This window comes from Streptomyces sp. NPDC058525 (genome assembly GCF_042719495.1).
GTDB lineage: Bacteria > Actinomycetota > Actinomycetes > Streptomycetales > Streptomycetaceae > Streptomyces.
Genome location: NZ_JBHXNP010000034.1, coordinates 1 through 20,636, shown reverse-complemented (window position 1 = coordinate 20,636; position 20,636 = coordinate 1). Strand labels below are relative to the sequence as shown.

17 protein-coding genes are annotated in these 20,636 nt (G+C 72.6%); 7 read left to right on the top strand and 10 right to left on the bottom strand.

Going from position 1 to position 20,636, the window contains the following annotated elements; translation table 11 throughout:
- The first annotated feature begins 20 nt into the window (after positions 1-20).
- The 4 genes from ACFWP3_RS17975 to ACFWP3_RS17960 all read left to right on the top strand — a co-directional run bounded on the left by ACFWP3_RS17975 (position 21) and on the right by ACFWP3_RS17960 (position 3,925).
- On the top strand, positions 21-617 hold the full coding sequence (locus ACFWP3_RS17975; RefSeq protein WP_384221788.1) for a copper resistance protein CopC: 597 nt from the start codon (positions 21-23) through the stop codon (positions 615-617).
- On the top strand, positions 607-2,697 hold the full coding sequence (locus ACFWP3_RS17970; protein WP_384221786.1) for a cytochrome c oxidase assembly protein: 2,091 nt from the start codon (positions 607-609) through the stop codon (positions 2,695-2,697). Before ACFWP3_RS17975 ends, ACFWP3_RS17970 begins: the two co-directional genes overlap by 11 nt.
- On the top strand, positions 2,694-3,362 hold the full coding sequence (locus tag ACFWP3_RS17965) for a DsbA family protein (RefSeq protein ID WP_384221784.1): 669 nt from the start codon (positions 2,694-2,696) through the stop codon (positions 3,360-3,362). The genes ACFWP3_RS17970 and ACFWP3_RS17965 overlap by 4 nt, the downstream gene beginning before the upstream one ends.
- A gap of 101 nt (positions 3,363-3,463) precedes the next feature.
- Positions 3,464-3,925: a DUF3093 domain-containing protein gene (locus ACFWP3_RS17960; protein ID WP_384221782.1), complete on the top strand. Its 462-nt coding sequence runs from the start codon at positions 3,464-3,466 to the stop codon at positions 3,923-3,925.
- Between the two features lie 53 nt (positions 3,926-3,978).
- Here the strand turns inward: ACFWP3_RS17960 and ACFWP3_RS17955 are convergent, their stop codons facing one another.
- Positions 3,979-4,926 (bottom strand): cation diffusion facilitator family transporter, encoded by a 948-nt coding sequence (locus ACFWP3_RS17955; RefSeq protein ID WP_384221780.1) that lies wholly within the window; start codon positions 4,924-4,926, stop codon positions 3,979-3,981.
- A gap of 167 nt (positions 4,927-5,093) precedes the next feature.
- Here ACFWP3_RS17955 and ACFWP3_RS17950 point away from each other — a divergent pair, with 167 nt between their 5' ends.
- Positions 5,094-5,924 (top strand): alpha/beta fold hydrolase, encoded by an 831-nt coding sequence (locus ACFWP3_RS17950; RefSeq protein ID WP_384221778.1) that lies wholly within the window; start codon positions 5,094-5,096, stop codon positions 5,922-5,924.
- A 67-nt stretch (positions 5,925-5,991) separates the two neighbouring features.
- Here ACFWP3_RS17950 and ACFWP3_RS17945 read toward each other — a convergent pair whose 3' ends face one another.
- The 3 genes from ACFWP3_RS17945 to ACFWP3_RS17935 form a co-directional block, all read right to left on the bottom strand.
- On the bottom strand, positions 5,992-6,747 hold the full coding sequence (locus ACFWP3_RS17945; RefSeq protein ID WP_384221776.1) for a cation transporter: 756 nt from the start codon (positions 6,745-6,747) through the stop codon (positions 5,992-5,994).
- Positions 6,747-7,097 carry an ArsR/SmtB family transcription factor gene (locus tag ACFWP3_RS17940; RefSeq protein WP_384221773.1) on the bottom strand — a complete coding sequence of 117 codons (351 nt, stop codon included), beginning with the start codon at positions 7,095-7,097 and terminating at the stop codon, positions 6,747-6,749. The genes ACFWP3_RS17945 and ACFWP3_RS17940 overlap by 1 nt, the downstream gene beginning before the upstream one ends.
- Before the next feature lie 106 nt (positions 7,098-7,203).
- Positions 7,204-7,428 carry a DUF6243 family protein gene (locus ACFWP3_RS17935; protein WP_384221771.1) on the bottom strand — a complete coding sequence of 75 codons (225 nt, stop codon included), beginning with the start codon at positions 7,426-7,428 and terminating at the stop codon, positions 7,204-7,206.
- 354 nt (positions 7,429-7,782) lie between these two features.
- Here ACFWP3_RS17935 and ACFWP3_RS17930 point away from each other — a divergent pair, with 354 nt between their 5' ends.
- Positions 7,783-8,931 carry a DUF475 domain-containing protein gene (locus ACFWP3_RS17930; protein WP_384221768.1) on the top strand — a complete coding sequence of 383 codons (1,149 nt, stop codon included), beginning with the start codon at positions 7,783-7,785 and terminating at the stop codon, positions 8,929-8,931.
- A gap of 247 nt (positions 8,932-9,178) precedes the next feature.
- The gene (locus ACFWP3_RS17925; protein WP_384221765.1) at positions 9,179-10,183 is read left to right on the top strand and encodes a CDP-alcohol phosphatidyltransferase family protein; all 1,005 of its coding nucleotides are present in this window, start codon (positions 9,179-9,181) and stop codon (positions 10,181-10,183) included.
- Here the strand turns inward: ACFWP3_RS17925 and ACFWP3_RS17920 are convergent.
- From ACFWP3_RS17920 to ACFWP3_RS17895, 6 genes are all read right to left on the bottom strand, one after another.
- Positions 10,146-11,309: a phosphodiester glycosidase family protein gene (locus ACFWP3_RS17920; protein ID WP_384221762.1), complete on the bottom strand. Its 1,164-nt coding sequence runs from the start codon at positions 11,307-11,309 to the stop codon at positions 10,146-10,148. The genes ACFWP3_RS17925 and ACFWP3_RS17920 overlap by 38 nt on opposite strands.
- 120 nt (positions 11,310-11,429) lie before the next feature.
- A complete protein-coding gene (locus ACFWP3_RS17915; RefSeq protein WP_384221759.1) occupies positions 11,430-12,797 on the bottom strand; it encodes a pyridoxal phosphate-dependent decarboxylase family protein in 1,368 nt (455 codons plus the stop codon).
- Between the two features lie 54 nt (positions 12,798-12,851).
- The gene (locus ACFWP3_RS17910) at positions 12,852-15,305 is read right to left on the bottom strand and encodes a SpoIIE family protein phosphatase (RefSeq protein ID WP_384221756.1); all 2,454 of its coding nucleotides are present in this window, start codon (positions 15,303-15,305) and stop codon (positions 12,852-12,854) included.
- A gap of 90 nt (positions 15,306-15,395) precedes the next feature.
- Positions 15,396-16,250, bottom strand: coding sequence for a xanthine dehydrogenase accessory protein XdhC (gene xdhC / locus ACFWP3_RS17905; protein WP_384221891.1), 855 nt, complete (start codon positions 16,248-16,250; stop codon positions 15,396-15,398).
- Between the two features lies 1 nt (position 16,251).
- A complete protein-coding gene (xdhB, locus tag ACFWP3_RS17900; protein WP_384221753.1) occupies positions 16,252-18,687 on the bottom strand; it encodes a xanthine dehydrogenase molybdopterin binding subunit in 2,436 nt (811 codons plus the stop codon).
- A complete protein-coding gene (locus ACFWP3_RS17895) occupies positions 18,684-20,183 on the bottom strand; it encodes a xanthine dehydrogenase small subunit (protein WP_384221750.1) in 1,500 nt (499 codons plus the stop codon). Before ACFWP3_RS17895 ends, xdhB begins: the two co-directional genes overlap by 4 nt.
- Positions 20,184-20,636 lie beyond the last annotated feature (453 nt).

Genomic DNA, 20,636 nt, shown 5'->3' with positions numbered 1-20,636 from the left:
AGAGAGACCTCTCCCTTTTCATGCACTCCTTTTCCCGGCGTGCCGCCCGAGCGGCGGCCCGCACCCTCGTCGTACCCCTGACCGCGGCGCTCCTGTGGGCCGGGGCTCCGGCCGCGTTCGCGCACACCGACCTGACCTCCAGTACGCCGGCCGACGGCGCGACCCTGGACGCCCTGCCGGCGAGCATCGGGCTGACCTTCAGCGACGACATGTCGCGGGAGTACGCCAAGGTCGCCCTGACCGCGCCGGACGGAACGGCGGCGGGCGCCGGAGAGCCGCAGGTCGACGGCAAGAGCGCATCCCTCGCCGTGCAGCCGGGTCTGCCCCCGGGCACGTACACCGTCGGCTACCGGGTGGTCTCGGCCGACGGCCATCCCGTGTCCGGGTCGTACCGCTTCACCGTCCGGGAGACGGCCCCGGCCGCCCCGGCCGCGCCGGCCGCGCCCAGCCCGACGCCGTCTGCCGAGGCCGCCGCTACGACCCCGGCGCCGAGCGCCCGGTCCTCGTCGGGCGGCGTCAGCAGCGCCCCGGTCATCGGCGTACTGCTCCTGGCAGGTGCCTGCGCCGGTGCCGCGGTGCTCGTGGCGCGCCGTCGGAAGGCGCACCGTGCCGGCTGACCTTGCTCTGCGCAGAGCGGGCCGGCTACCGCTGATCCTGCTCGCCTCGGCCGTGTCGGCCGTCGGCGTCACGGTCGTCGGGATGCGGGCGGCCGGGTCCACGGCGCGGCAGGTGCCGGGCATCGCGGACGCCGGCCCGCTGACCTCCTGGGGTCTGCCGCTGTCGCGCCTCGCCGTGGACATCGCGTCGGTGGCGATGGTGGGCGCCCTGCTGCTGGCGGGCGTCCTGCTGCCCGGTGGCCGGGACCTCGGCCGGACGCGGCTGCCCTATCTGATGTGGGCGGCCACAGCCGCCGGGCTGTGGGCGCTGTCGTCCGGCGCTCTGCTGGTCTTCACGCTGTCCGACCTGTTCGCCCGGCCGGTCGCCGAGGTACTGGACCCGGCCGTGATGGCCGACTTCGCCCTCACCTCCGCACCGGGCCGCGCCTATGCGGCGATGGCCGCGACAGGGCTCGTCCTGGCGACGTTCTGCGCGGGCGTCACCAAGGTCCGGTGGGCACGGGCCGCGCTCGCCGTCGCCGTCGCGGCCGTGCTGCCGCCCGCGTTCACGGGCCACTCGGCCGCCTTCGCGAACCACGACGCGGCCGTCACCAGCCTCGCCCTGCACGTGGCGGGGGCAGCCGTCTGGGTCGGCGGATTGCTCTTCGTCACGGTCACCGCCCTGCGAAGGACCGACGGAGCCGCTGTGGCGGCCCGGCGGTTCAGTCCGCTCGCCGGCGGGGCGTTCGTGGCCGTCGCCGCGAGCGGTCTGGTCAACGCCTGGGTGCGGATGCCCCTGTCGGGAGCCTGGTTCACCACCGCGTACGGGCGGATGGTGCTGCTGAAGGCCTTGGCGCTCGTGGCTCTGGGTGCGATCGGCTGGTGGCACCGGCGCCGGACGCTCGCGGCGCTCGCCGACGGCGCCCGCCGGCCCTTCGTCAGGCTGGCCGCGGGCGAACTGCTGGTGATGGCCGCGGCGACGGGCCTGGCCGTCGCCTTGTCCCGGACCCCACCTCCGAGCACCGGCCGCGGCTCGCCCAGCCCGGCGGAGGAGCTCCTCGGCTTCCCGATGCCGCCCCCGCTGGGCGGCTTCCCCTGGACTCCGCTGTTCACCCAGTGGCACTTCGACCCCGTCTTCGCCTTCGGCACGGGCGCGGCGGCCGCGCTCTACCTCGTCGGCGTGCTCCGGCTCCGCGCGCGCGGCGACCGGTGGCCCGTCGGCCGCAGCGTCGCCTGGATGCTCGGCCTGGCCGTCACCGTCCTCGCGACGATGAGCGGGCTCGCCGTGTACGGGAAGGTCATGTTCAGCGTCCACATGGGACAGCACATGATCCTCGCGATGACCGTGCCGATCCTCCTGGTCCTCGGCGCCCCGGCCACCCTGGCCCTGCGCACCCTGCCCACGGCGGGGAAGGGTGAGGCCGCCGGCCCGCGCGAGGCGCTGGTACGGCTGCTCCACAGCCGGTACGTGAAGATCGTCTCGCATCCCGCCGTGGCCGGCATCCTCTTCATCGGCAGCGCCTTCGCCGTCTACTACACCTCGTGGTTCGAGACCCTGATGGGCAGCCACCTGGGCCACATGGCGATGCTGATCCACTTCCTGGCGGTCGGCCTGCTGTTCTTCTGGGTGGTCATCGGCGTCGACCCGGGGCCGCGCCGGCCGCCCCACCTGGGCCGGCTCTTCGTCCTCATGCTGACGATGCCGTTCCACTCGTGGTTCAGCATCTCCCTGATGAGTTCCACCGGCATCATCGGCGCGAGCTGGTGGGAGGCGGTGGGCCGCACCTGGGGGCCGGACCTGGCCCAGGACCAGTACAACGGCGGTGCGATCGCCTGGGCGACCGGCGACATCCCCGTCCTGATCACCACGATCATCCTGGCCGCGCAGTGGGTGCGCTCCGACCGCCGTGAGGCCCGCCGGGTCGACCGCCGGATCGACCGCGGGGACTCCGGGGACCCGCTGGCCGCCTACAACGCGTACCTGTCGAGTCTCCATGCCCGAGACCGCCGCCTGCGGCAGCAGGCGGCCCAGCCCGCCGCCCGTCGGGCCGTACCCGGCCGACGACCGGACCACATACCGGACCACATAGAGGAATCATGACGAAACTCGAGAAGAACCTGCTGGCCCTCGCTGCCGTCGTGGCGGTCCTGGCAGCCGCCTTCGCCACGTTCCTGCTGGTCAAGCCGGAGGACTCGGCCACGGCCGCGCCGCCCCCGCCCGCAGCGGGCGAGGCGCGGGCCGTACGTGAGGACAGCCATCGGCTGACCTATCCGCAGCGCAGCGAGCTGACCCTCGTCGAGTTCCTCGACTTCGAGTGCGAGGCCTGCGGAGCCGTCCATCCGATGGTCGAGAAGCTCCGCGAGGAGTACGGCGACCGCGTCACCTTCGTGGTCCGCTACTTCCCGATGCCCGGCCACCGCAACAGCCGGACCGCGGCCGTCGCCGTCGAGGCCGCGGCCCAGCAGGGCAAGTTCGAGGACATGTACAAGAAGATGTTCGCCACCCAGAAGGAATGGGGCGAGCTCCAGAACTCCCAGGCGGACCTCTTCCGTACCTTCGCCGAGCAACTCGGCCTCGACATGGCCGCGTACGACACGGCGGTGAAGGACCCGGCCACCGAGGAGAGGGTCAAGGCCGACCAGCGGGACGGGATGGGCCTGAACGTGCAGGGCACCCCCACCTTCTTCCTCGACGGCCGGCTCATCCAGACGCCCCGCACCTACGAGGCGTTCAAGTCGCTGATCGACGAACGGCTCGCCCCATGACGGGCCGCGCGCCGATTCCGGCCCGGCGCCGGCGCCTTCCCGCCCCCGTGACGCCCCGCCCCGCCACCGCCTCCAACCCGCACGAGCGAGGACCCGCCCCCATGACCCCACCCGCACCGCCCGGTTACGACGAACGGCTCACCGCGCCCCGCACCTGGTGGCTGATCGCCGTCGCCGTCGGCTTCGCCATGGCGCTCATCGTCATGCCGTACGGGGGCCTCGCCGCCCTGGTCGGCTTCGCCGTCGGCACCCTGATCGCCTGTATGTGGGTGAGCGCCCAGGGTTCCTCCCGCATCCGAGTCACCAGCGGGCTGCTGGTCGCCGACGACGCACGGATCCCGCTCGGCGCGCTGGGCGAGGTCCACGTCCTGGAGGCCGGAGAGGCGCGGGCCTGGCGGACGTACAAGGCGGACATGCGGGCCCACATGCTGATGCGCAGCTACATCGCCGGGGCGGTCCGCATCGAGAACACCGACCCGGCCGACCCGACCCCGTACGTCTACTTGTCGACCCGCACCCCGCAGGCACTCGCCGACGCCCTGGAAGCCGCCAGGGCCCAGTGAAATCCCGCTGAAGCTCGGCGAGATGCGCCCCGCACGGTACGAGGGGGCGCCGGTCAGAATCCGACCGGCTCCTCGGTGTGATCGGCCGGCTCGACCTGGATCGTGGGGTGCGTGACGCCGTACCGCTCGGCGAGGATCCGGCGGCTCTGGTCCAGGACGGCGTGCCAGTCGGCGCCGTCCTGGATCATCACGTGTGCCGAGGCGGCTTCCATGCCGCTGGTGATGGTCCAGATGTGCAGGTCGTGCACCTGCTGGACGCCGGGGATGGCGGCGAGCTCGCGTTCCGCCGCCTCGACGTCGACGCCGGGCGGTGCCACTTCCATGATGATCCGCAGGGCCTGGCGCATCAGCTTCCAGGTGCGCGGCAGGATGAACAGGCCGATGGCGGCGCCGATGATCGGGTCGGCGTACTCGAAGCCGGTGGTCCAGATGACCAGGGCGCCGATGATGACGCCGACGGAGCCGAGCATGTCGGCGAGGACTTCGAAGTAGGCGCCCTTGACGTTGAGGCTCTCCTTGGCGCCTGCGGTGAGCAGGCGGAAGGAGATGACATTGACGACGAGGCCGAAGACGGCGACGACCAGCACGGGCAGGCCGGGGACCTCGGACGGCTCGCGGAAGCGCTGCACGGCTTCGTAGAGGACGTAGAAGGCCACGCCGAACAGCAGGAGGCCGTTGACGATCGCGGCCAGGACTTCGAGACGGTAGGTGCCGTACGTGTGCCGGCCCGCGGCCGGCCGCTTCGCGAGGCGGATCGCGGCGAGGGCCAGACCGAGGCCCAGGACGTCGGTGCCCATGTGGGCGGCGTCGCTGATCAGGGCCAGGGAGCCGGTGATGAAGCCGGCCACGACCTCCACCAGGGCGTACGCCGCGGTGATGGAGAAGGCGATGGCCAACGGCTTCTGGTGGCGCTCGCCCGCGCTGCCGATCCGGGGGCCGTGGGCGTGCCCGTCGCCGCCGTCGTCGCCGGGCGAGGAGCCGCGGCTGTGGCCGTGTCCCATGATGCTGGTCCTCCTGGTCTGTCGCGCCGGCTGCGCCCGTGGCCAGCCTGGCAGTGGTGGGGCCCGAAGCCGCGGACGCCACGGGCATGTTCCGGCAAGGGCCTTCCGACTTCGGTGCCCGTGCCGATGATGGGACGGTGGGTTCACCGCATCGGGAGGGCGTGGGTATGGAGTCGGTCGTGCTGGACGGCGGGGTACGGATCGCCTACGAGCGGCGGGGGGCCGGGCAGCCGGTGGTCCTGGTGGGTGGGACCGGTATGCCGGCGGTCGCCTGGGAGCTGTGCGGGCTCCGGGACGCGCTGGTGGACGCGGGCTGCGAGGTGGTGACGTACGCGGCGCGGGGGGTGGCTCCCTCCGACGCCCCGCCCGCTCCGTACGCGATGGCCGACCTGGCCGGTGATCTTGCCGGTCTGCTGGACGCGCTGGGCGTCCGGAGTGCCGTGGTGATCGGGTATTCGCTCGGTAGCTTCACGGCCGAACTGCTGGTCCGGACCCGCCCCGACCTCGTGCGCTCGATGGTGCTGATGGCCGGTGCGGGGCCCTTGACGGGTGTGCTGGAGGCGGTGTTGGACGCCGAAGCGGAGCTGATCGGGGCGACCGGCCGGCTCCCCGCGGCGTTCCTGCGGCTCCAGACGCTCCTCACCACGCTGCCCGGGCAGGTGCTGCTGGAAGACGAGAAGCAGGTCCGCGCATGGCTGGAGCTGCTGGGCGCCCAGGACGGCGTATGGGCGTCACCGGACGGTGCGGTCGGACAGTCGGCCGCGGCGGACGGCTGGCTGCGCGACCCGGACCGGATCGCCGCCCTGGCCGATGTGGACGTACCCGTGCTGGTACTGGCCTTCGAGGGCGACCTGTACTTTCCGCCGCGCGCTGCCGCAGTGGCTGCCGAGGCACTGCCGCAGGGCACTCTCGTGACGCTGCCCGGAGCGCACGGGGGGCTGCTCACCCACCCCGCCGAGACCACGGCCGCCCTCCTCGGTTTCCTCACGCCGTCCTGAGCGCCGCCGCCGGGGGCGGGGCCGCGGCTGCCCGGTGGTCCATGCCCGATCGGTCGCCCGGCCACTGCTATTCCGCCGTCTTCGCCTTGGCATCGCCGGCGCAGCACGCGTCGCCGGCCGGCCCGGCAGTGCAGCCTCCGGCCTCCGTGGCGGAGGGCAGGGGCGGCAGGGGCAGGGCTCCCGGCGGGGCGGGTGCGCAGCAGCCCTTGCCCTGCCACGCGTCGCGGCCTTCCTTGACGGCGATGGCGGCGATGACGAGGGCGGCGATCGGGTCCGCCCAGGTCCAGCCGAGGGTGGCGTTCAGGAGGAGGCCGGCGAGGACGACGGCGGACAGGTAGGTGCAGAGCAGGGTCTGCTTGGAGTCGGCCACGGCCGACGCGGAGCCCAGCTCGCGCCCCGCCTTGCGCTGCGCGGCGGACAGGAACGGCATGATCGCGAGCGACAGGGCGGCCAGGACGATGCCGGGCACGGAGGAGGATGCCTCGCCCGCGCCGGTCAGGGCCCGCACGGCGTCGACGGCGACGTAGGCGGCGAGCGCGAAGAACGAGACGGCGATGATCCTCAGCGCCCGGTGCTCACGGGCCTCCCGGACCGCGTGGTCCTTGGCGGAGAACTGCCAGGCGACCGCTGCGGCGGAGGAGACCTCGATGATCGAGTCGAGTCCGAATCCGATCAGCGCGGTAGAGGAGGCCAGGGTGCCCGCGGTGAGGGCGACGACCGCCTCGATGACGTTGTACGTGATGGTGACGGCCACGAGCAGGCGTATTCGACGGGCCAGCACATCGCGCCGGGCGGGCGACGGGCCGAGCGACAAGGTGGCCATCAGCAGCAGCCCTTCTCGTTCGCTTCGACGCAGGTCCGGTCGGCGGCGACGGTGACGACCGCGGAGCGCAGGTCGTCCAGGGCATGGCCGAGGCGCGCGTCGGCCAGCTCGTAGCGGGTGCGGCGGCCTTCGGGGACGGCGACCACGAGACCGCAGTCGCGCAGGCAGGCGAGGTGGTTGGACAGCCGGGTGCGGGAGATGCCCAGCTTGTCGGCGAGGTCGGAGGGGTGCGCCGGGGCCTCGCGGATCTCGAGGAGCAGACGGCAGCGGATGGGATCGGCCAGCGCGCGCCCGAAGCGCGCCAGGACCTCGATGTCTTCGACGATGTTCAGCACCCTTCGACAGTACATCGATTCGTGAATTCAGAAACCCCTGAACTATTGAGTAGGGTGAGGTGGGGTGGGCGCGTGGTCCAGGGCCGAGCCGAAGACCGTGGACGCGCTCTCCCGTCCGGCGTCAGCTCTGTGCGGTGTCGTCGCCCGTCTGCCCCGCGTCCCCGGCGTCCTCGGCCGCGCGTGCCTTCTCGCGCATCTTGCGCACCAGCTCCGCCTTCTGGTCCGCGGCACTGCGGCGGTCGAGGTTGCGGTGCGGGCCGTTGTTCTGCCGTTCGGCGCGGGACAGCCTCTTGCGCGGTCCGCCGCCCTGGCCCACGGGGTTGTTGATGTTCTTGCTGTCGGTCACGGGTTCTCCCGGTGGTGCTGTGAAGTGATCTACGGACGCATCGGTGGGGGACGGGCGCGGCGACGTCGCAGGACGTAGGCGGGGGCCCGTCGCGCGCCTACTCGTACATCGGTGTCGGGAAGAACATGACAAAGACGTTACCCGGTCCCGCCGGCCCCGCGCGCGGCGGACGAGGTGCTGGAGGGCCCGGGGCGTCTCGTCCGGACCCCTGATGTGGTGTCAGGGTCCGACCAGGGCCCGGCCAGGGTGATCCCCGATGCGCAGGGGGGCCCGGGCGGACAGACTCGCCTGGACTTGATCATCACGTACCCGGTGGAGTTCCCGCAGAGGTCGGTGTCAAAGATTGGGTAGCCAGTGATTCTGAAAACGTTCGGCTGGTCGTTCGCGGTCACCGCGCTCGGCCTCGTCGCGGCGGTGTTATACGGGGGATGGGCCGGCTTCGGGGTCGTGGCGATCCTGTCCATCCTCGAAATCTCGGTCTCCTTCGACAACGCCGTGGTCAACGCCGGGATCCTGAAGAAGATGAACGCCTTCTGGCAGAAGATCTTCCTCACGATCGGTGTCCTGGTCGCGGTCTTCGGCATGCGCCTGGTCTTCCCCGTCGTGATCGTCGCCGTCAGCGCGGAGATCGGGCCGATCGAAGCGGTGCGGCTCGCGCTGGACGACAAGGCCACCTACCAGCAGCTGGTGACGGACGCCCACCCGTCGATCGCCGCCTTCGGCGGCATGTTCCTGCTGATGATCTTCCTCGACTTCATCTTCGAAGACCGCGACTTCAAGTGGCTCGCCTGGCTCGAGCGCCCGCTCGCCAAGCTCGGCAAGATCGACATGCTCTCCGTCTGCATCGCGCTCATCGTGCTGCTCGTCTCCGCGATGACCTTCGCCACCCACGCCCACCAGTACGGCGGCGCCCACGCGGACAAGACGCAGACCGTCCTGATCGCAGGCGTCGCGGGCCTGATCACCTATCTGGTCGTCGGCGGCCTCTCCGGCTACTTCGAGAACAAACTCGAGGAAGAGGAGGAGCGCGAGCACGAGGCCGAGGCGGCGGCCAGGAGGAGCGGCGCGAAGGCGCCGGCCGTCCTGATGGCCGGCAAGGCCGCGTTCTTCCTGTTCCTCTACCTCGAGGTCCTGGACGCGTCCTTCTCCTTCGACGGCGTCATCGCCGCATTCGCGATCACCAACGACATCGTCCTGATGTCGCTCGGCCTCGGCATCGGCGCCATGTACGTCCGCTCGCTCACGGTCTACCTCGTCCGCCAGGGCACCCTCGACGACTACGTCTACCTGGAACACGGCGCGCACTACGCGATCGGCGCCCTCGCCGTCATCCTGCTCGTCACCATCCGGTACGAGATCCCCGAGGTCGTCACGGGCCTCGTCGGCGTCCTCCTGATCGCCTGGTCCTTCGTCTCCTCGGTCCGGCGCAACCGCCGGCTGGCGGCAGCCGGCGCGAAGGGCGCGGGGTCCGACGCGAAGGCCGAGGTCTCCTCAGGCGTCTGAGCCGGGGCCGCCGGCACGGCGCCGGCGCCCGAGCCGTGCGACTCGGCCCGGGCCGGGGTGACTTGGGAGCAACCAGAAGTGGGGCACCCGCCGGACATGACCGGCCCGTTCAATTACGGGCGGGGTGAACGGCAAAGCCCACGGAAAAGCATCTCGTTATATCTTTAGGAATTTCGGACGCGGGTGGCCGGATGATGCCTCCGATTTCATTCTTCGGAGGTTTGCCGTTTGGTATACGGTGTGGCGCATGTCGATCACCCTTCCGCCCCCTCGGAACTTCCTCCCGGATGATGAAGACATTCCACTCAGCGTGAAATCGGTCCGCCGGTTCGCCTGCAAACAGCGCGATTCCTGGTGGACGGTAATTCTTGTCGACCCCGTCGCGATTCCCCTCGTCTACTGCGTGGCCAGGTTCACCCGCATCACGCCGAACCAGATCACCTGGCTTTCCTTCCTGGCCGGACTCGGCGCCGCGGCCTGTTTTTTCCAGAGCGCCCCCGAATGGCTCGTACTGGGTGCGCTGGTCTACCACGCGAGTTTCATCCTGGACTGCATGGACGGGAAACTGGCCCGTATCCGGGGGAACGGCAGCCTCTTCGGAGGGTGGCTCGACTACATGCTCGACCGGGTGAGCGTGCTGTGCTGCGCGCTGGCACTGGGCTTCGGTCAATGGCTGCGGCACGACGAGCCCGGCTATCTGCTGCTCGCCGCGGCGGTGGGCTTCGTCGACCTGCTCCGGTACCTCAACGGAATAAAGGTCAACCAGGTGCGCGCCACCATGCGCGCCGACATCCGCAGCCATCCGGCGTTCGGCGACACCGAGCCCCCCGTGTTCATCGAGCACCTGATGCGGGACCGGCGGAAGCGGGGCATCGAGCCGTCGGCCGTCAACGGTGCAGTGATCGACCTGCACAAGGGGTTCCGGCACACCTTCCCCTGGTACGGGGCCGCCCGCGACCGCCTGCTCCGCTCCCGCATCCGACCGCACCTGATCAGCGGCATCGAGTTCCAGATGGCGGTTTTCGTCATCGGCCCGCTGCTGGGGCACGTCGTGGCCCCGGTCGTGGTCGCAGGGGTACCGCTGCTCTGCTTCGAGTTGGGCGTCGTCTACAAACTCCTGCTCTCCACACGGGACTTCCGCGAGACGATCCGCCGCCTCGACGCGAAGGCGGCCGAGCACCCGGGCGCTTCCGGTGCGGGGAACGCCGACCCGGTCAGCGCTCCCGGCTGTGCGGCGACGACCGCGAGGTGAGGACCGCCAGACCGTTCGGCACCGGCCGCTCCGCACCCTCGGAGGGGTTGTTGACGATGCGCAGGCCCTGGCGCGGGGAGGTCCGGGCGAGCATCTCTGCGGAACCCCCGCCGTCCAGCATGACGGCATTGCTGACCCCGTGGCTTTGCAGCAGCCGCGCGGTGGCCGCGATGGTGAGCCCGGCCGAGCGCAGCGAACGCCCGTCCACCACCAGCAGCCACAGACGCCGGCCGGAGTCGTCCCAGCCGAGGGCGGTCCGGGGCTCGCGGAACCAGTAGCGGGGCGTATCGCGGAAGACGGGGATCTTCCCGTTCCGCAGCAGCGTGCCCCGGTACCCCATGGCCAGCGCCCAGGGCCTCTTCCTGGGCTTCTGCCCGGCGGTGAAGGAGGCCGCGGCGCCCGGGCCCACCCCGGCCACCTCGCGCGCGGCGCTGCCCACGGCCACCAGCAGGAAGCCGTCCGCGGGAACCGGGCGCCCGTCGGCCCCGGCGCGGACGCCCGTCACGCGGCCGGCCGACACCCGGATGCTCCGCAGCGGGCCGGCCCGGTGGGCGGGCCGCGCCTTCGTGCCCCAGGCCGGGGTGTAGACGGCGAACCCGTCCTCCGGGTCGAGGCAGTTGAGGCAGCCCAGAGGGCGCGTCACACCGGCGACGGAGACGGTCCCGACCAGCTTCACCCGCCCCTTCCGCAGGCGCCCCCGGTCGTCCGTGCCCACGGCCTTCACCGGTTCGGCGGACCCCTTCAGCAGCCGGCCGTCCCGGACCACCGGGCCCAGCGGAACACCGCTGCCGTCGATGTCGAAGAAGTCGCCGTTCACGGCCGCCAGGACGCTCGGGCCCGCGCCCGCCGCCCACGAGGACAGCGGCCGGGTCAGGGACAGCCGGCCGCCCAGCATCACCAGGGACCCCGGACCCACCGCGGCCTCGGCCAACCGGTAGCTCAGCCACCGCGTGGGGCTCTCCACGGCAGTGAGCCGAACCCCCGCGGCCAAGGCGTACCGCTCCTCCCGGTCGGGCCTGAGCGGATCCACGAACACCGAAGGCAACAGGAACACGCTTGCGGCGAGGAACACTCCGACGGCGCGGCCGACGGGACGGCTCGCGCGACGGAAGGGACGTGCGGGCATGTGGTGCCCAACGCGCGAACGAAGCCCGCGTGACGACCTCCCCCGGCGCCTCCACCCGTACAGCCCACAGCCCACAGCCCACAAGCCCGCAGCCCACGGCGCACAGCGCACAGCGCAGCGTCAGGAGCCCGCGGACGCGCGGCGGATCGCGGTGAGGGAGCGCGCGACGTCGGCATCGGTCGTCGACCAGTTGCTCACCGAGATGCGCATGACGCGGCGCCCGTGCCAGGTGGAGCCGCTGATCCAGGCCGTGCCGTCGTCGAGCAGCCGGGCGAGGACCCGGTCCGTACGGTCGTCGTCGCCGAACCCGGCGCAGACCTGGGTGAACACCACGTCGTTGAGGACGGTCGCGCCGTCCGTCGCGGCGAGGCCGGAGGCGAACGCGGTGGCGTGCCGGCACAGCCGGTCGACCAGGTCGCCCACGCCCGAGCGGCCGAGGGACCGCAGCGCCGCCCACACGGTGAAGGCCCGGCCGCGCCGGGAGAGTTCGGGGACCTTGTCGACGGGGTCGCCCTGCTCGTCCTGGATGAGGTAGTCGCCGCGCAGGCCCATCGCCGCCCGGACCGCGGACGGGTCGCGCACGAGGGCGAGGCCGCAGTCGTACGGGACGTTCAGGGTCTTGTGCGCGTCCGTGGCCCAGGAGTCGGCGTCCGCGCAGCCCGCCGTCAGGTGCGCGTACCGGGGGGACGCGGCCGCCCACAGGCCGAAGGCGCCGTCGACGTGCACCCACGCCCCGGCCTCGCCCGCGGCACCGACCGTCTCGACGAACGGGTCGAAGGCCCCGGAGTGGATGTCTCCGGCCTGCAGGACCACGATCGTGGGCCGGCCCGGTCCGGCCGCCAGGGCCTGCCGCAGGGCCGCGGGCTCGATGCGTCCCTGCCCGTCCGCCGCCACCAGTTCCGGCCGGCCGAGCCCCAGGTAGCGCAGGGCCAGGTCGACGGCCATGTGGCGGTCCTCGCCGGCGAGGACGCGGACGGCGGGCCCGCCCGCGAGACCGTCGCGGGCCGCGTTCCAGCCGGCGCGCCGCAGCAGCGCGTCCCGGGCGGCGGCGAGGCAGGTGAAGTTGGCCATCGTCGCGCCCGTGGTGAAGCCGACGGCGCTGTCGCCCGGCAGACCGAGCAGATCCAGCAGCCACGCGCCGGCGACCTCCTCCACCGCGGCGTACGCGGGTGAGGCGGCGCGCATCACGGCGTTCTGGTCCCAGGCGCTGACCAGCCAGTCCGCGGCGAGCGCGGCCGGTTCGGTGCCACCGACCACGAACCCGTAGAAGCGGCCGCTGGGAAACGCGGTGAGCCCGGGCTCGCAGGCCGAGGCGAGCAGGTCGACGACATCGGCGGGAGCGCTGGGGGCGTCGGGCAGCTCGCGGCCGAGCGCGCGCACGATCTCGTCGACCGAAGCGCGGGCGGGAACCCGGCGGTCGTCCAGGCCGGCCAGCCAGCGGACGGCGTGTCCGTGTGCCTGTCGGAGCGCTGCCTCGCGCGCGTCCATACCTCGGACTATGCGGCAGGGCCCACCGCCCCGCAAGCCACCCCGGGCCCGCACTCACGCGAGGGGCACGCTCTGTTCCGACCAGACCGTCTTGCCCCCGGCGGTGTAGCGGCTGCCCCAGCGGTGCGAGAGCTGGGCGACGATGTACAGCCCGCGGCCCCCTTCCTCGGAGTTCCGCGCCCGCCGCATCCTCGGCTGCGTATTGCTGGAGTCCGAGACCTCGCAGGTCAGGGTGTCCGCCCGGATCAGCCGCAGGCGGACCGGGCCGCCGGCGTGCCGGATGGCGTTGGTGACCAGCTCGCTGACGATGAGCTCCGTGCTGAAGGCGAGCTCGTCGAGGTCCCAGGCCGTCAGCTGGTCCAGGACGAGATGGCGCGCCTCGGCGACGACCGCCGGGTCGGCTTCGAGGTGCCAGGTCGCGAGGGAGCCGTCCTCGACCCTGCGGGTACGGGCCAGCAACAGGGTGACGTCGTCCCTCAGCCTGCCCGGCGGCAGCCCTTCCACGATGTCGTGCCGGGCCTGGCGCAGCGGCCGGCCGAGCACGTCCGCGCGCAGCAGCCGCGCCGCCAGGTCCTCCATGCCCTGGTCGATGTCCCCCTCTTCCCCGCGTTCGATCAGTCCGTCGGTGTACAGGGCGAGGACGCTGCCCGCCGGCAGTTCCCGTTCGACCGGCTCGAAGGGCCAGCCGCCGACCCCCAGGGGCGGGCCGGGGCTCAGCTCCACGTACTCCACGGTTCCGTCCGGGCCGACCAAGGCCGGCGGCGGGTGTCCGGCGCTCGCCATGACGCAGTTTCCGGTGACCGGGTCGTAGACGGCGTACAGGCAGGTGGCCCCGGCCGGTCCGCTGGGCAGCGGCGGGCCGTGGTCGCCGTCCTCCGCGTCCTCGCTCTCGGCCTCGGCGACGACCTGCAGGACCATGTCGTCCACGTGCGCCAGCAGCTCCTCCGGTTCCAGTTCCAGGTCCGCCATGGCGCGTACGGCGCTGCGCAGGCGGCCCATCATGGCCGTGGCGTGCAGCCCGTGGCCGGCGACGTCCCCGACCACGAGGGCGACGCGGGCCGAGGACAGGGGGATGACGTCGAACCAGTCGCCGCCCACTCCGCTGTCCGCGTCGGCGGGCAGGTAGACGCTGGCGGCTTCCAGCGCGGGAGTCTCGGCGGTGGCCGGCGGCAGCAGGCTGCGCTGCAGCCCGACGGCGGTGCGGCGCTCCTTGGTGTACCGGCGCGCGTTGTCCACGGCGACGGCGGCGCGGGCGGCGATCTCCTCCAGGAGCGCCAGGTCGTCCGCGTCCAGCGGGGGAGCGTCCCCCGTGCGCCACAGCGTGAGCCGTCCGAACCTGATGCCCCGGGCGCACAGCGGCGCCGTCATCGCCGAATGCGCCCCCGGGACGGCGCCGGCCCACTCCGGGTCCCCGTCGTGCCCGGCCCCCGCGGGCCGGTCGTCGAGGCCGGTGACCAGCTCCCCCCGGCACTCCCGCGCCGCGGGCCCAGCCGGGACCGCCGGGAAGTGGGCGGTGCCCGTACGCAGCGCGTCCGTCTCCGCTCCGGCGACGGCCATCCGGATCAGCGGCAGCGTGAGGGGCGCGTCAGCGGGCGGTTCGCCGCCGGTCAGCACGGTCTCCGCGACGTCCACCGCGGCGCAGTCGCCGAACGTGGGAGCCAGTACGGCGACCAGGTCCTCGACGGTGCGCGGCACGGACAGCGAACCGCCCAGCGCTCCGGTCGCCCGGTACAGCAGGTCCAGGCGGCCGCGCGCCCGCTCGTGGTCGGTGACGTCGGTGAACACCGTCGCGACGCCCATCGGCTGCCCGTCGGGTTCCTGTAGCCGGAACGCCTGGATGGTGACGGCCCGGCCGCCCCTGGGGTCGTCCAAGGTGCGCGCGGTCGTGTTGAAGCCGATGAGGGGGCTGCCGCCGTGCAGGACCTCCCGCAGCCGGTCGTCGATGGTCCGGGCGTCCTCGGCCCACAGGAAGTCGGCCAGGCGAAGGCCCTTCAGCTCGAAGGGGACCCCGGTGTACGGCAGCAGGTGCGTGTTCGTCCGCAGCAGGCGCAGGTCCGCGTCGAAGACGGCCAGGCCCACCCGGCCCTGCAGGAACAGTTCGTGGGTGAAGGCGTGGTCCTGCCGCCATTGGGCGACCAGCTCCAGCGGTGCGCCGAGCACGAGGCAGCGGGCCGCGCCCCCGCGCGCGCCGCCGTCCAGCGGTACGACACGGAAGCCGATCTCCAGCTCGCCGCCCGAGCCGTGCCGCAGCGTGGCCCGTCCCTCCCACCCCTCCGTCCCGCCGTGCCCGCCCTGGGCCAGGACGCCCTGGGCCAGGACCGCCTCCCAGCTGGCCGCGTCCGCCAGGAGCTCCCGTGCCGGCCGGCCGCACACGTCGGCCGACCGGCGCTCCAGCAGGGCTTCGGCCGCCGGGGTCCAGCCGACGACCGTCCCGGCATCGTCCAGCAGTGCCGCGGCCGTGTTCGTGACAGCGAAGGGATAGTCCTGGTTGCTCTCAGTGGCGCGCATGCGTGCCCATCTCGTCCGCCGGTCCCGCTGTCCCCATGCTGGTCGATGTCCGGAACGGGAGCCAGAGGCGTTGCGCCATCCGGCACCGCTTCAGGCGTCAGTCACAGTGTCCCGCGCGCCGGCCCCGGGCGGGGGGTCGTACGCCTCGGTCTCGAAGGTGCGCAGCAGATCGGCGGCGACGCTGACGGCGATGGTCGCCGGTTCCTTGCCGGTGATCTCGGTCAGCCCGATCGGGGTCTTGATCCGGCCCAGGGCGGCCTCGTCGTGACCGCCCTCGGTGGTGAGACGCTTGCGGAACCGTACCCACTTGGCCGCCGAGCCGATCAGCCCGATGGAGCCGAGATGGGAGGTGCGCAGGGCGGCGTCGCACAGCGCGGCGTCCTCGGCGTGGTCATGGGTCATGATCAGGACGTGGGTGCCGTGCGGCAGCTCCTCCAGCACCTCCTCGGGCAGCAGCGGCGTGTGGTGCACGTGCACCTGCGCCACCGCGTCCGACAGCACGTCGAGCCGCCTCTTGGTGAGGACGTCGGAGCGGGTGTCGATCAGGTGCAGGTCGAGGTCCTGACGTGCCAGGATCCGCGCCAGCTCCAGCCCGACGTGGCCGACGCCGAAGATCGCGACCGCCTGGACCACCGGCAGCGCTTCGAGCAGCACCGAGACCGTGCCGCCGCAGCACTGCACGCCGTGCCGGTTGGCCACCTTGTCGTTCAGGGCGAAATCGATCAGCTCCGGCTCCGGCTTGGACGCGGCGATCATCTCCCGGGCCCGGTCGATCGCGACGGCCTCGACGTTGCCGCCGCCGATCGAGCCCCAGGTCTCGGTCCGCCCGACGACGAGCTTCGCCCCGGCGTCGCGCGGGGCGTGGCCGCGCACGGTCGCGACGGTCACGAGCACGCCGGACTCCCGCCGTGCCCGCAGCCGTGCGACCGCGGCGACCCACGTCATGTCAGGCACCGCTCAACGCTTCCGCCCCGGTGCGGACCGGGCCGGGGGCGGCCGGTCCGTCGCCGGCACGCGCGTCGGCGCGGGCGTCGGCACGATCGCCCCGGGAGGCTTCGCCCCGGCGCGCCGCCTCGATCGCCCAGTACACCGCCTCCGGCGTCGCGGGCGAGGCCAGCTCGACGCCGACCCCGCTCGGCCCGAACGCGGCGGCGGCCTGCCGCAGCGCCTCCCGCACCGAGAACGCCAGCATCAGCGGAGGCTCGCCGACCGCCTTGGACCCGTAGACCGCGCCCTCCTCGGTGGCGTTCTCCATCAGCCTGACGTTGAACTCCTCGGGCATCTCCGAGAAGCTCGGCAGCTTGTAGGTGCTCGCCGCCTGGGTCAGCAGCCGGCCGCGGTGCGGGCCGTCCCCGGCGTCCCACCGCAGGTCCTCCAGGGTCAGCCAGCCCGCGCCCTGCACGAAGCCGCCCTCGACCTGGCCGATGTCGATCAGCGGGGAGAGGCTGTCGCCGACGTCGTGCACGATGTCCACCCGCCGGATCCGGTACGCGCCGGTGAAACCGTCCACCTCTACCTCGGCCGCGGCCGCGCCGTACGAGAAGTACTTGAACGGGGAGCCGTGGAAGGCCTTCGCGTCCCAGTGCAGGCCCTCGGTCCGGTAGAAACCGGCCGCCGACAGCTGGACCCGCTGGAAGTACGCGGTGCGCACCAGCTCGTCCCAGGCCAGCTCCTTGTCGTTGCCGAGGACGCGCGCCACGCCCTCGACGATCCGTACGTCCGAGGCGTTCGCGCCCAGCTGGGTGCCGGCCACCTGGAGCAGCCGCTCGCGGATCTGCTCGCAGGCGTTCTTGACCGCCGCGCCGTTGAGGTCCGCGCCCGCGCTGGCGGCGGTGGCGGAGGTGTTGGGCACCTTGTCGGTGCGCGTCGGGGCCAGCCGCACCTTGTGCAGCGGGATGCCGAGCGTCGTCGCGGCCACCTGCAGCATCTTGGTGTGCAGGCCCTGGCCCATCTCGGTGCCGCCGTGGTTGATCAGGACGGAGCCGTCCTTGTAGACCAGCACCAGCGCGCCGGCCTGGTTGAAGGCGGTGAGGTTGAACGAGATGCCGAACTTGATCCCGGTGAGCGCGAGCCCCCGCTTGGTGTGCGGGTGCGCGGCGTTGAAGGCCGCGATCTCGCGCTTGCGACCGGCGATGCCGGCGTCCTCCTTGACCTGCTGCCAGACGGCGGAGATCCGCTCGGGGTGCAGGACCGGCTGTCCGTACGGAGTCGACTGGCCCCGCCGGTAGAAGTTGCGCTCGCGCAGCTCCATGGGGTCCAGGCCGAGCAGCGGCGCGCACCGGCCCATGATGTCCTCGATCACCAGCATGCCCTGCGGGCCGCCGAAGCCGCGGAACGCGGTGTTGGAGACCTTGTTGGTCCTGGCGATGCGGCCGGTGATGCGGGCGTTGGGAAGCCAGTACGTGTTGTCGATGTGGCACAGCGCGCGGGCCACCACCGGCTCGGACAGGTCCAGGCTCCAGCCGCCGTCCGCGGTCAGGGTGGCGTCCAGGGCCTGGATGCGGCCGTCGGCGTCGAAGCCGATCTTCCACGTGGCGTGGAACCCGTGCCGCTTGCCGGACATGGTCAGGTCCTGGGTCCGGTTGAGCCGTACCCGGACGGGCCGGCCGGTCAGCCGGGCGCCGAGCGCGGCGATGGCCGCGAACCCGTGCGGCTGCATCTCCTTGCCGCCGAAGCCGCCGCCCATCCGCAGGCACTGCACGGTCACCTCGTGGCTGTGCAGGCCGAGGACGTGCGCGACGATCTCCTGCGTCTCCGAGGGGTGCTGGGTGCTGCTCTGGACGAACATCTGCCCGTTCTCGTCGACGAGGGCCAGCGCCGCGTGCGTCTCGAGGTAGAAGTGCTCCTGGTCGGAGAACTGGAACTCGCCCGTGAACACGTGCGCCGAGTCCTCGAAGCCGGCGTCGACGTCACCGGTCAGCATCACGGGCCGGGCGCCGTGGAAGCTGTCCGCCTCGATCGCCTCCCGCAGAGTGATCACGGAGGGCTTCTCGTCGAGTTCCACCTCGACGGCCGCCGCACCGAGCCGGGCCGCCTCCAGGGTCTCGCCGAGCACCCAGGCGACGGCGTGGCCGTGGAACATGACCTCGTCGGGGAACAGCGGTTCGTCGTGCTTCATCCCGGCGTCGTTGACACCGGGTACGTCGGCACCCGTCAGTACGCGGACCACACCGGGCACGGCGAGCGCGGGCCCGGTGCGCAGCGCGGTGATCGTGCCGTGGGCCCGCATGACCTGGACCGGGTAGGCGTGCAGCACGTCCTTGGTGCGGTGCACCAGGTCGTCGGTGTAGAGCGCCGTGCCGGTGACGTGCAGGGCCGCGCTTTCGTGCGGCATCGCCACGCCGACGACGGGCTTTTCGGGACGTTCGGACAGATGGCTCATGACGACACCGCCTCGGTGGTTCGCGCGTACAGCTTCAGCAGGCTCTGGCCGAGCATCGCGGAGCGGTAGCCGGCGCTGGCGCGGTGATCGTTCATCGGAGTGCCCTCGGACCGCAGGACCGCGGCCGCGGCCTCGACGGTCCCGGCCGACCACGGCCCGCCCTCCAGGGCGGCCTCGGTGGCGAGGGCGCGGATCGGGGTGGCGGCCACGCCGCCCAGGCCGATGCGCGCCGTGCGGACGATGCCGTCCTCGATGTCGAGCGCGAAGGCGACCGCGACACTGGAGATGTCGTCGAAGCGCCGCTTGGCGATCTTGTGGAAGGCGGTGACGGGCGACAGCGGCAGCGGGACGCGCACCGCGCGGATCAGCTCGCCGGGGCGGCGCACGCTCTGCCGGTAGCCGGTGAAGTAGTCCGCCAAGGGGACCACGCGCTCGCCGTCGGCGTCGGCGAGCACCACCGACGCCTCCAGCGCGAGCAGCACCGGCGGGCTGTCGCCGATGGGGGAGCCGGTGCCCAGGTTGCCGCCGAGTGTCGCGCCGTTGCGGATGAGACGGGAGGCGAACTGCGGGAACAGCTCCGCCAGCAGCGGGACCTCGCCGTCGAGGCGGCGTTCGATCTCGGTGAGCGTCAGCGCCGCCCCGATCTCGATGTGGTCGGATGCGACGCGCAGCTCCCGCAGTTCGGGCAGCCGGTCGACGGCGACTACGCAATCGGCCCGTCGGGAACGGATGTTCACCTCGACGCCCCAGTCGGTGGAGCCGGCGACCACCACCGCGTCGGGCCGCTTGCGCAGCAGCCGCAGCGTCTCGGCGAGGGTGCTCCTGCGGAGGAACGTGCTGTCGTCGCGGGTGTACTCGGTGGCGACCGGTGCGGGCGGGGCCTGTTCGCGGCGCCGCGCCAGCGGGTCCTCGTCGGTGGGCGTGCCGACGGCGTACGCGGCGTCGCGAATCGGCCGGTAGCCGGTGCAGCGGCACAGGTTCCCGCTCAGCGCGTGCAGGTCGAAGCCGTTCGGACCGTGCTCGGCGTCGGCGTCGGCGCCGGCGCCGGCGCCGGAGTCAGAGTCAGAGTCCGGGCCCGGGGCCGCGTGCGCGCAGCGGTCGGGCCGGTAGTACTCGGCGGCCATGCTGCAGATGAATCCCGGTGTGCAGTAGCCGCATTGGGAGCCGCCGCGGACCGCCATCTCCTCCTGTACCGGGTGCAGCACGGGAGGCGTGCCGGGCTCGCCGGGGGTGGCGAAGCCCTCGGAGGTGATGACCTCCTGGCCGTCGAGCGCCGCGACCGGGACCAGGCAGGCGTTGACCGCCACCCAGTCGGTGGGCTTGTTCACCCCCGGGCGGGCCACCAGGACCGAACAGGCGCCGCATTCGCCCTCGGCGCAGCCCTCCTTGGTGCCGGTCAGGCCGCGCTCGCGCAGAAAGTCGAGCGCCGTGGTGTGGGGCGCGGCCGGTGAGATGGGTGTTTCGTGTCCGTTGACCGTGATCCTCGCCGCCGCCATCACAGGCCGTCGTTTCGGAGCGTGACCGGTCGGTTCATCATGTTCGCCAATGTCGGCAGCTTTCTGTGTTCAGGCGCGCCACAGGGAGGAGCGGGCGCGAACGGCACGCGACAGCGACGTGCCAGGAGATGGTGACGAAGAAACGCGGAACGTGCCACGAAGGGCACGTCAGAGCGGCGTGTCAGCAGCCGTGTGCGATGCGACCCGAAACCCACACCGTGCAGTGGGCGAGGCGAGCGAGGTCGGAGCAGGTGGACATCCGGTGGTCGCCTCCTTCGGTGGTCATGGGTCGATGTCCACGCAAAGTAACGGCTGGGCGAACTGCGGTCAAGGGAGCGGCCCCGGCCGCGGGCGGTGGCAGGGGCCGGGGCAGGGGCCGGGGCAGGGGCCGGGGCCGGGGGGCGGGCCCCGGGGGACCGCCCCCCAGCCCCCCGCCGCACCAGCGGCCGCCCC

Coding starts and splice junctions, on each gene's coding strand:
- ACFWP3_RS17975 (WP_384221788.1), top strand. CDS start 21: ATGCACTCCTTTTCCCGGCGTGCCGCCCGAGCGGCGGCCCGCACCCTC.
- ACFWP3_RS17965 (WP_384221784.1), top strand. CDS start 2,694: ATGACGAAACTCGAGAAGAACCTGCTGGCCCTCGCTGCCGTCGTGGCG.
- ACFWP3_RS17960 (WP_384221782.1), top strand. CDS start 3,464: ATGACCCCACCCGCACCGCCCGGTTACGACGAACGGCTCACCGCGCCC.
- ACFWP3_RS17955 (WP_384221780.1), bottom strand. CDS start 4,926: ATGGGACACGGCCACAGCCGCGGCTCCTCGCCCGGCGACGACGGCGGC.
- ACFWP3_RS17950 (WP_384221778.1), top strand. CDS start 5,094: ATGGAGTCGGTCGTGCTGGACGGCGGGGTACGGATCGCCTACGAGCGG.
- ACFWP3_RS17945 (WP_384221776.1), bottom strand. CDS start 6,747: ATGGCCACCTTGTCGCTCGGCCCGTCGCCCGCCCGGCGCGATGTGCTG.
- ACFWP3_RS17940 (WP_384221773.1), bottom strand. CDS start 7,097: ATGTACTGTCGAAGGGTGCTGAACATCGTCGAAGACATCGAGGTCCTG.
- ACFWP3_RS17925 (WP_384221765.1), top strand. CDS start 9,179: ATGTCGATCACCCTTCCGCCCCCTCGGAACTTCCTCCCGGATGATGAA.
- ACFWP3_RS17920 (WP_384221762.1), bottom strand. CDS start 11,309: ATGCCCGCACGTCCCTTCCGTCGCGCGAGCCGTCCCGTCGGCCGCGCC.
- ACFWP3_RS17915 (WP_384221759.1), bottom strand. CDS start 12,797: ATGGACGCGCGCGAGGCAGCGCTCCGACAGGCACACGGACACGCCGTC.
- ACFWP3_RS17910 (WP_384221756.1), bottom strand. CDS start 15,305: ATGCGCGCCACTGAGAGCAACCAGGACTATCCCTTCGCTGTCACGAAC.
- xdhC (WP_384221891.1), bottom strand. CDS start 16,250: ATGACGTGGGTCGCCGCGGTCGCACGGCTGCGGGCACGGCGGGAGTCC.
- xdhB (WP_384221753.1), bottom strand. CDS start 18,687: ATGAGCCATCTGTCCGAACGTCCCGAAAAGCCCGTCGTCGGCGTGGCG.
- ACFWP3_RS17895 (WP_384221750.1), bottom strand. CDS start 20,183: ATGGCGGCGGCGAGGATCACGGTCAACGGACACGAAACACCCATCTCA.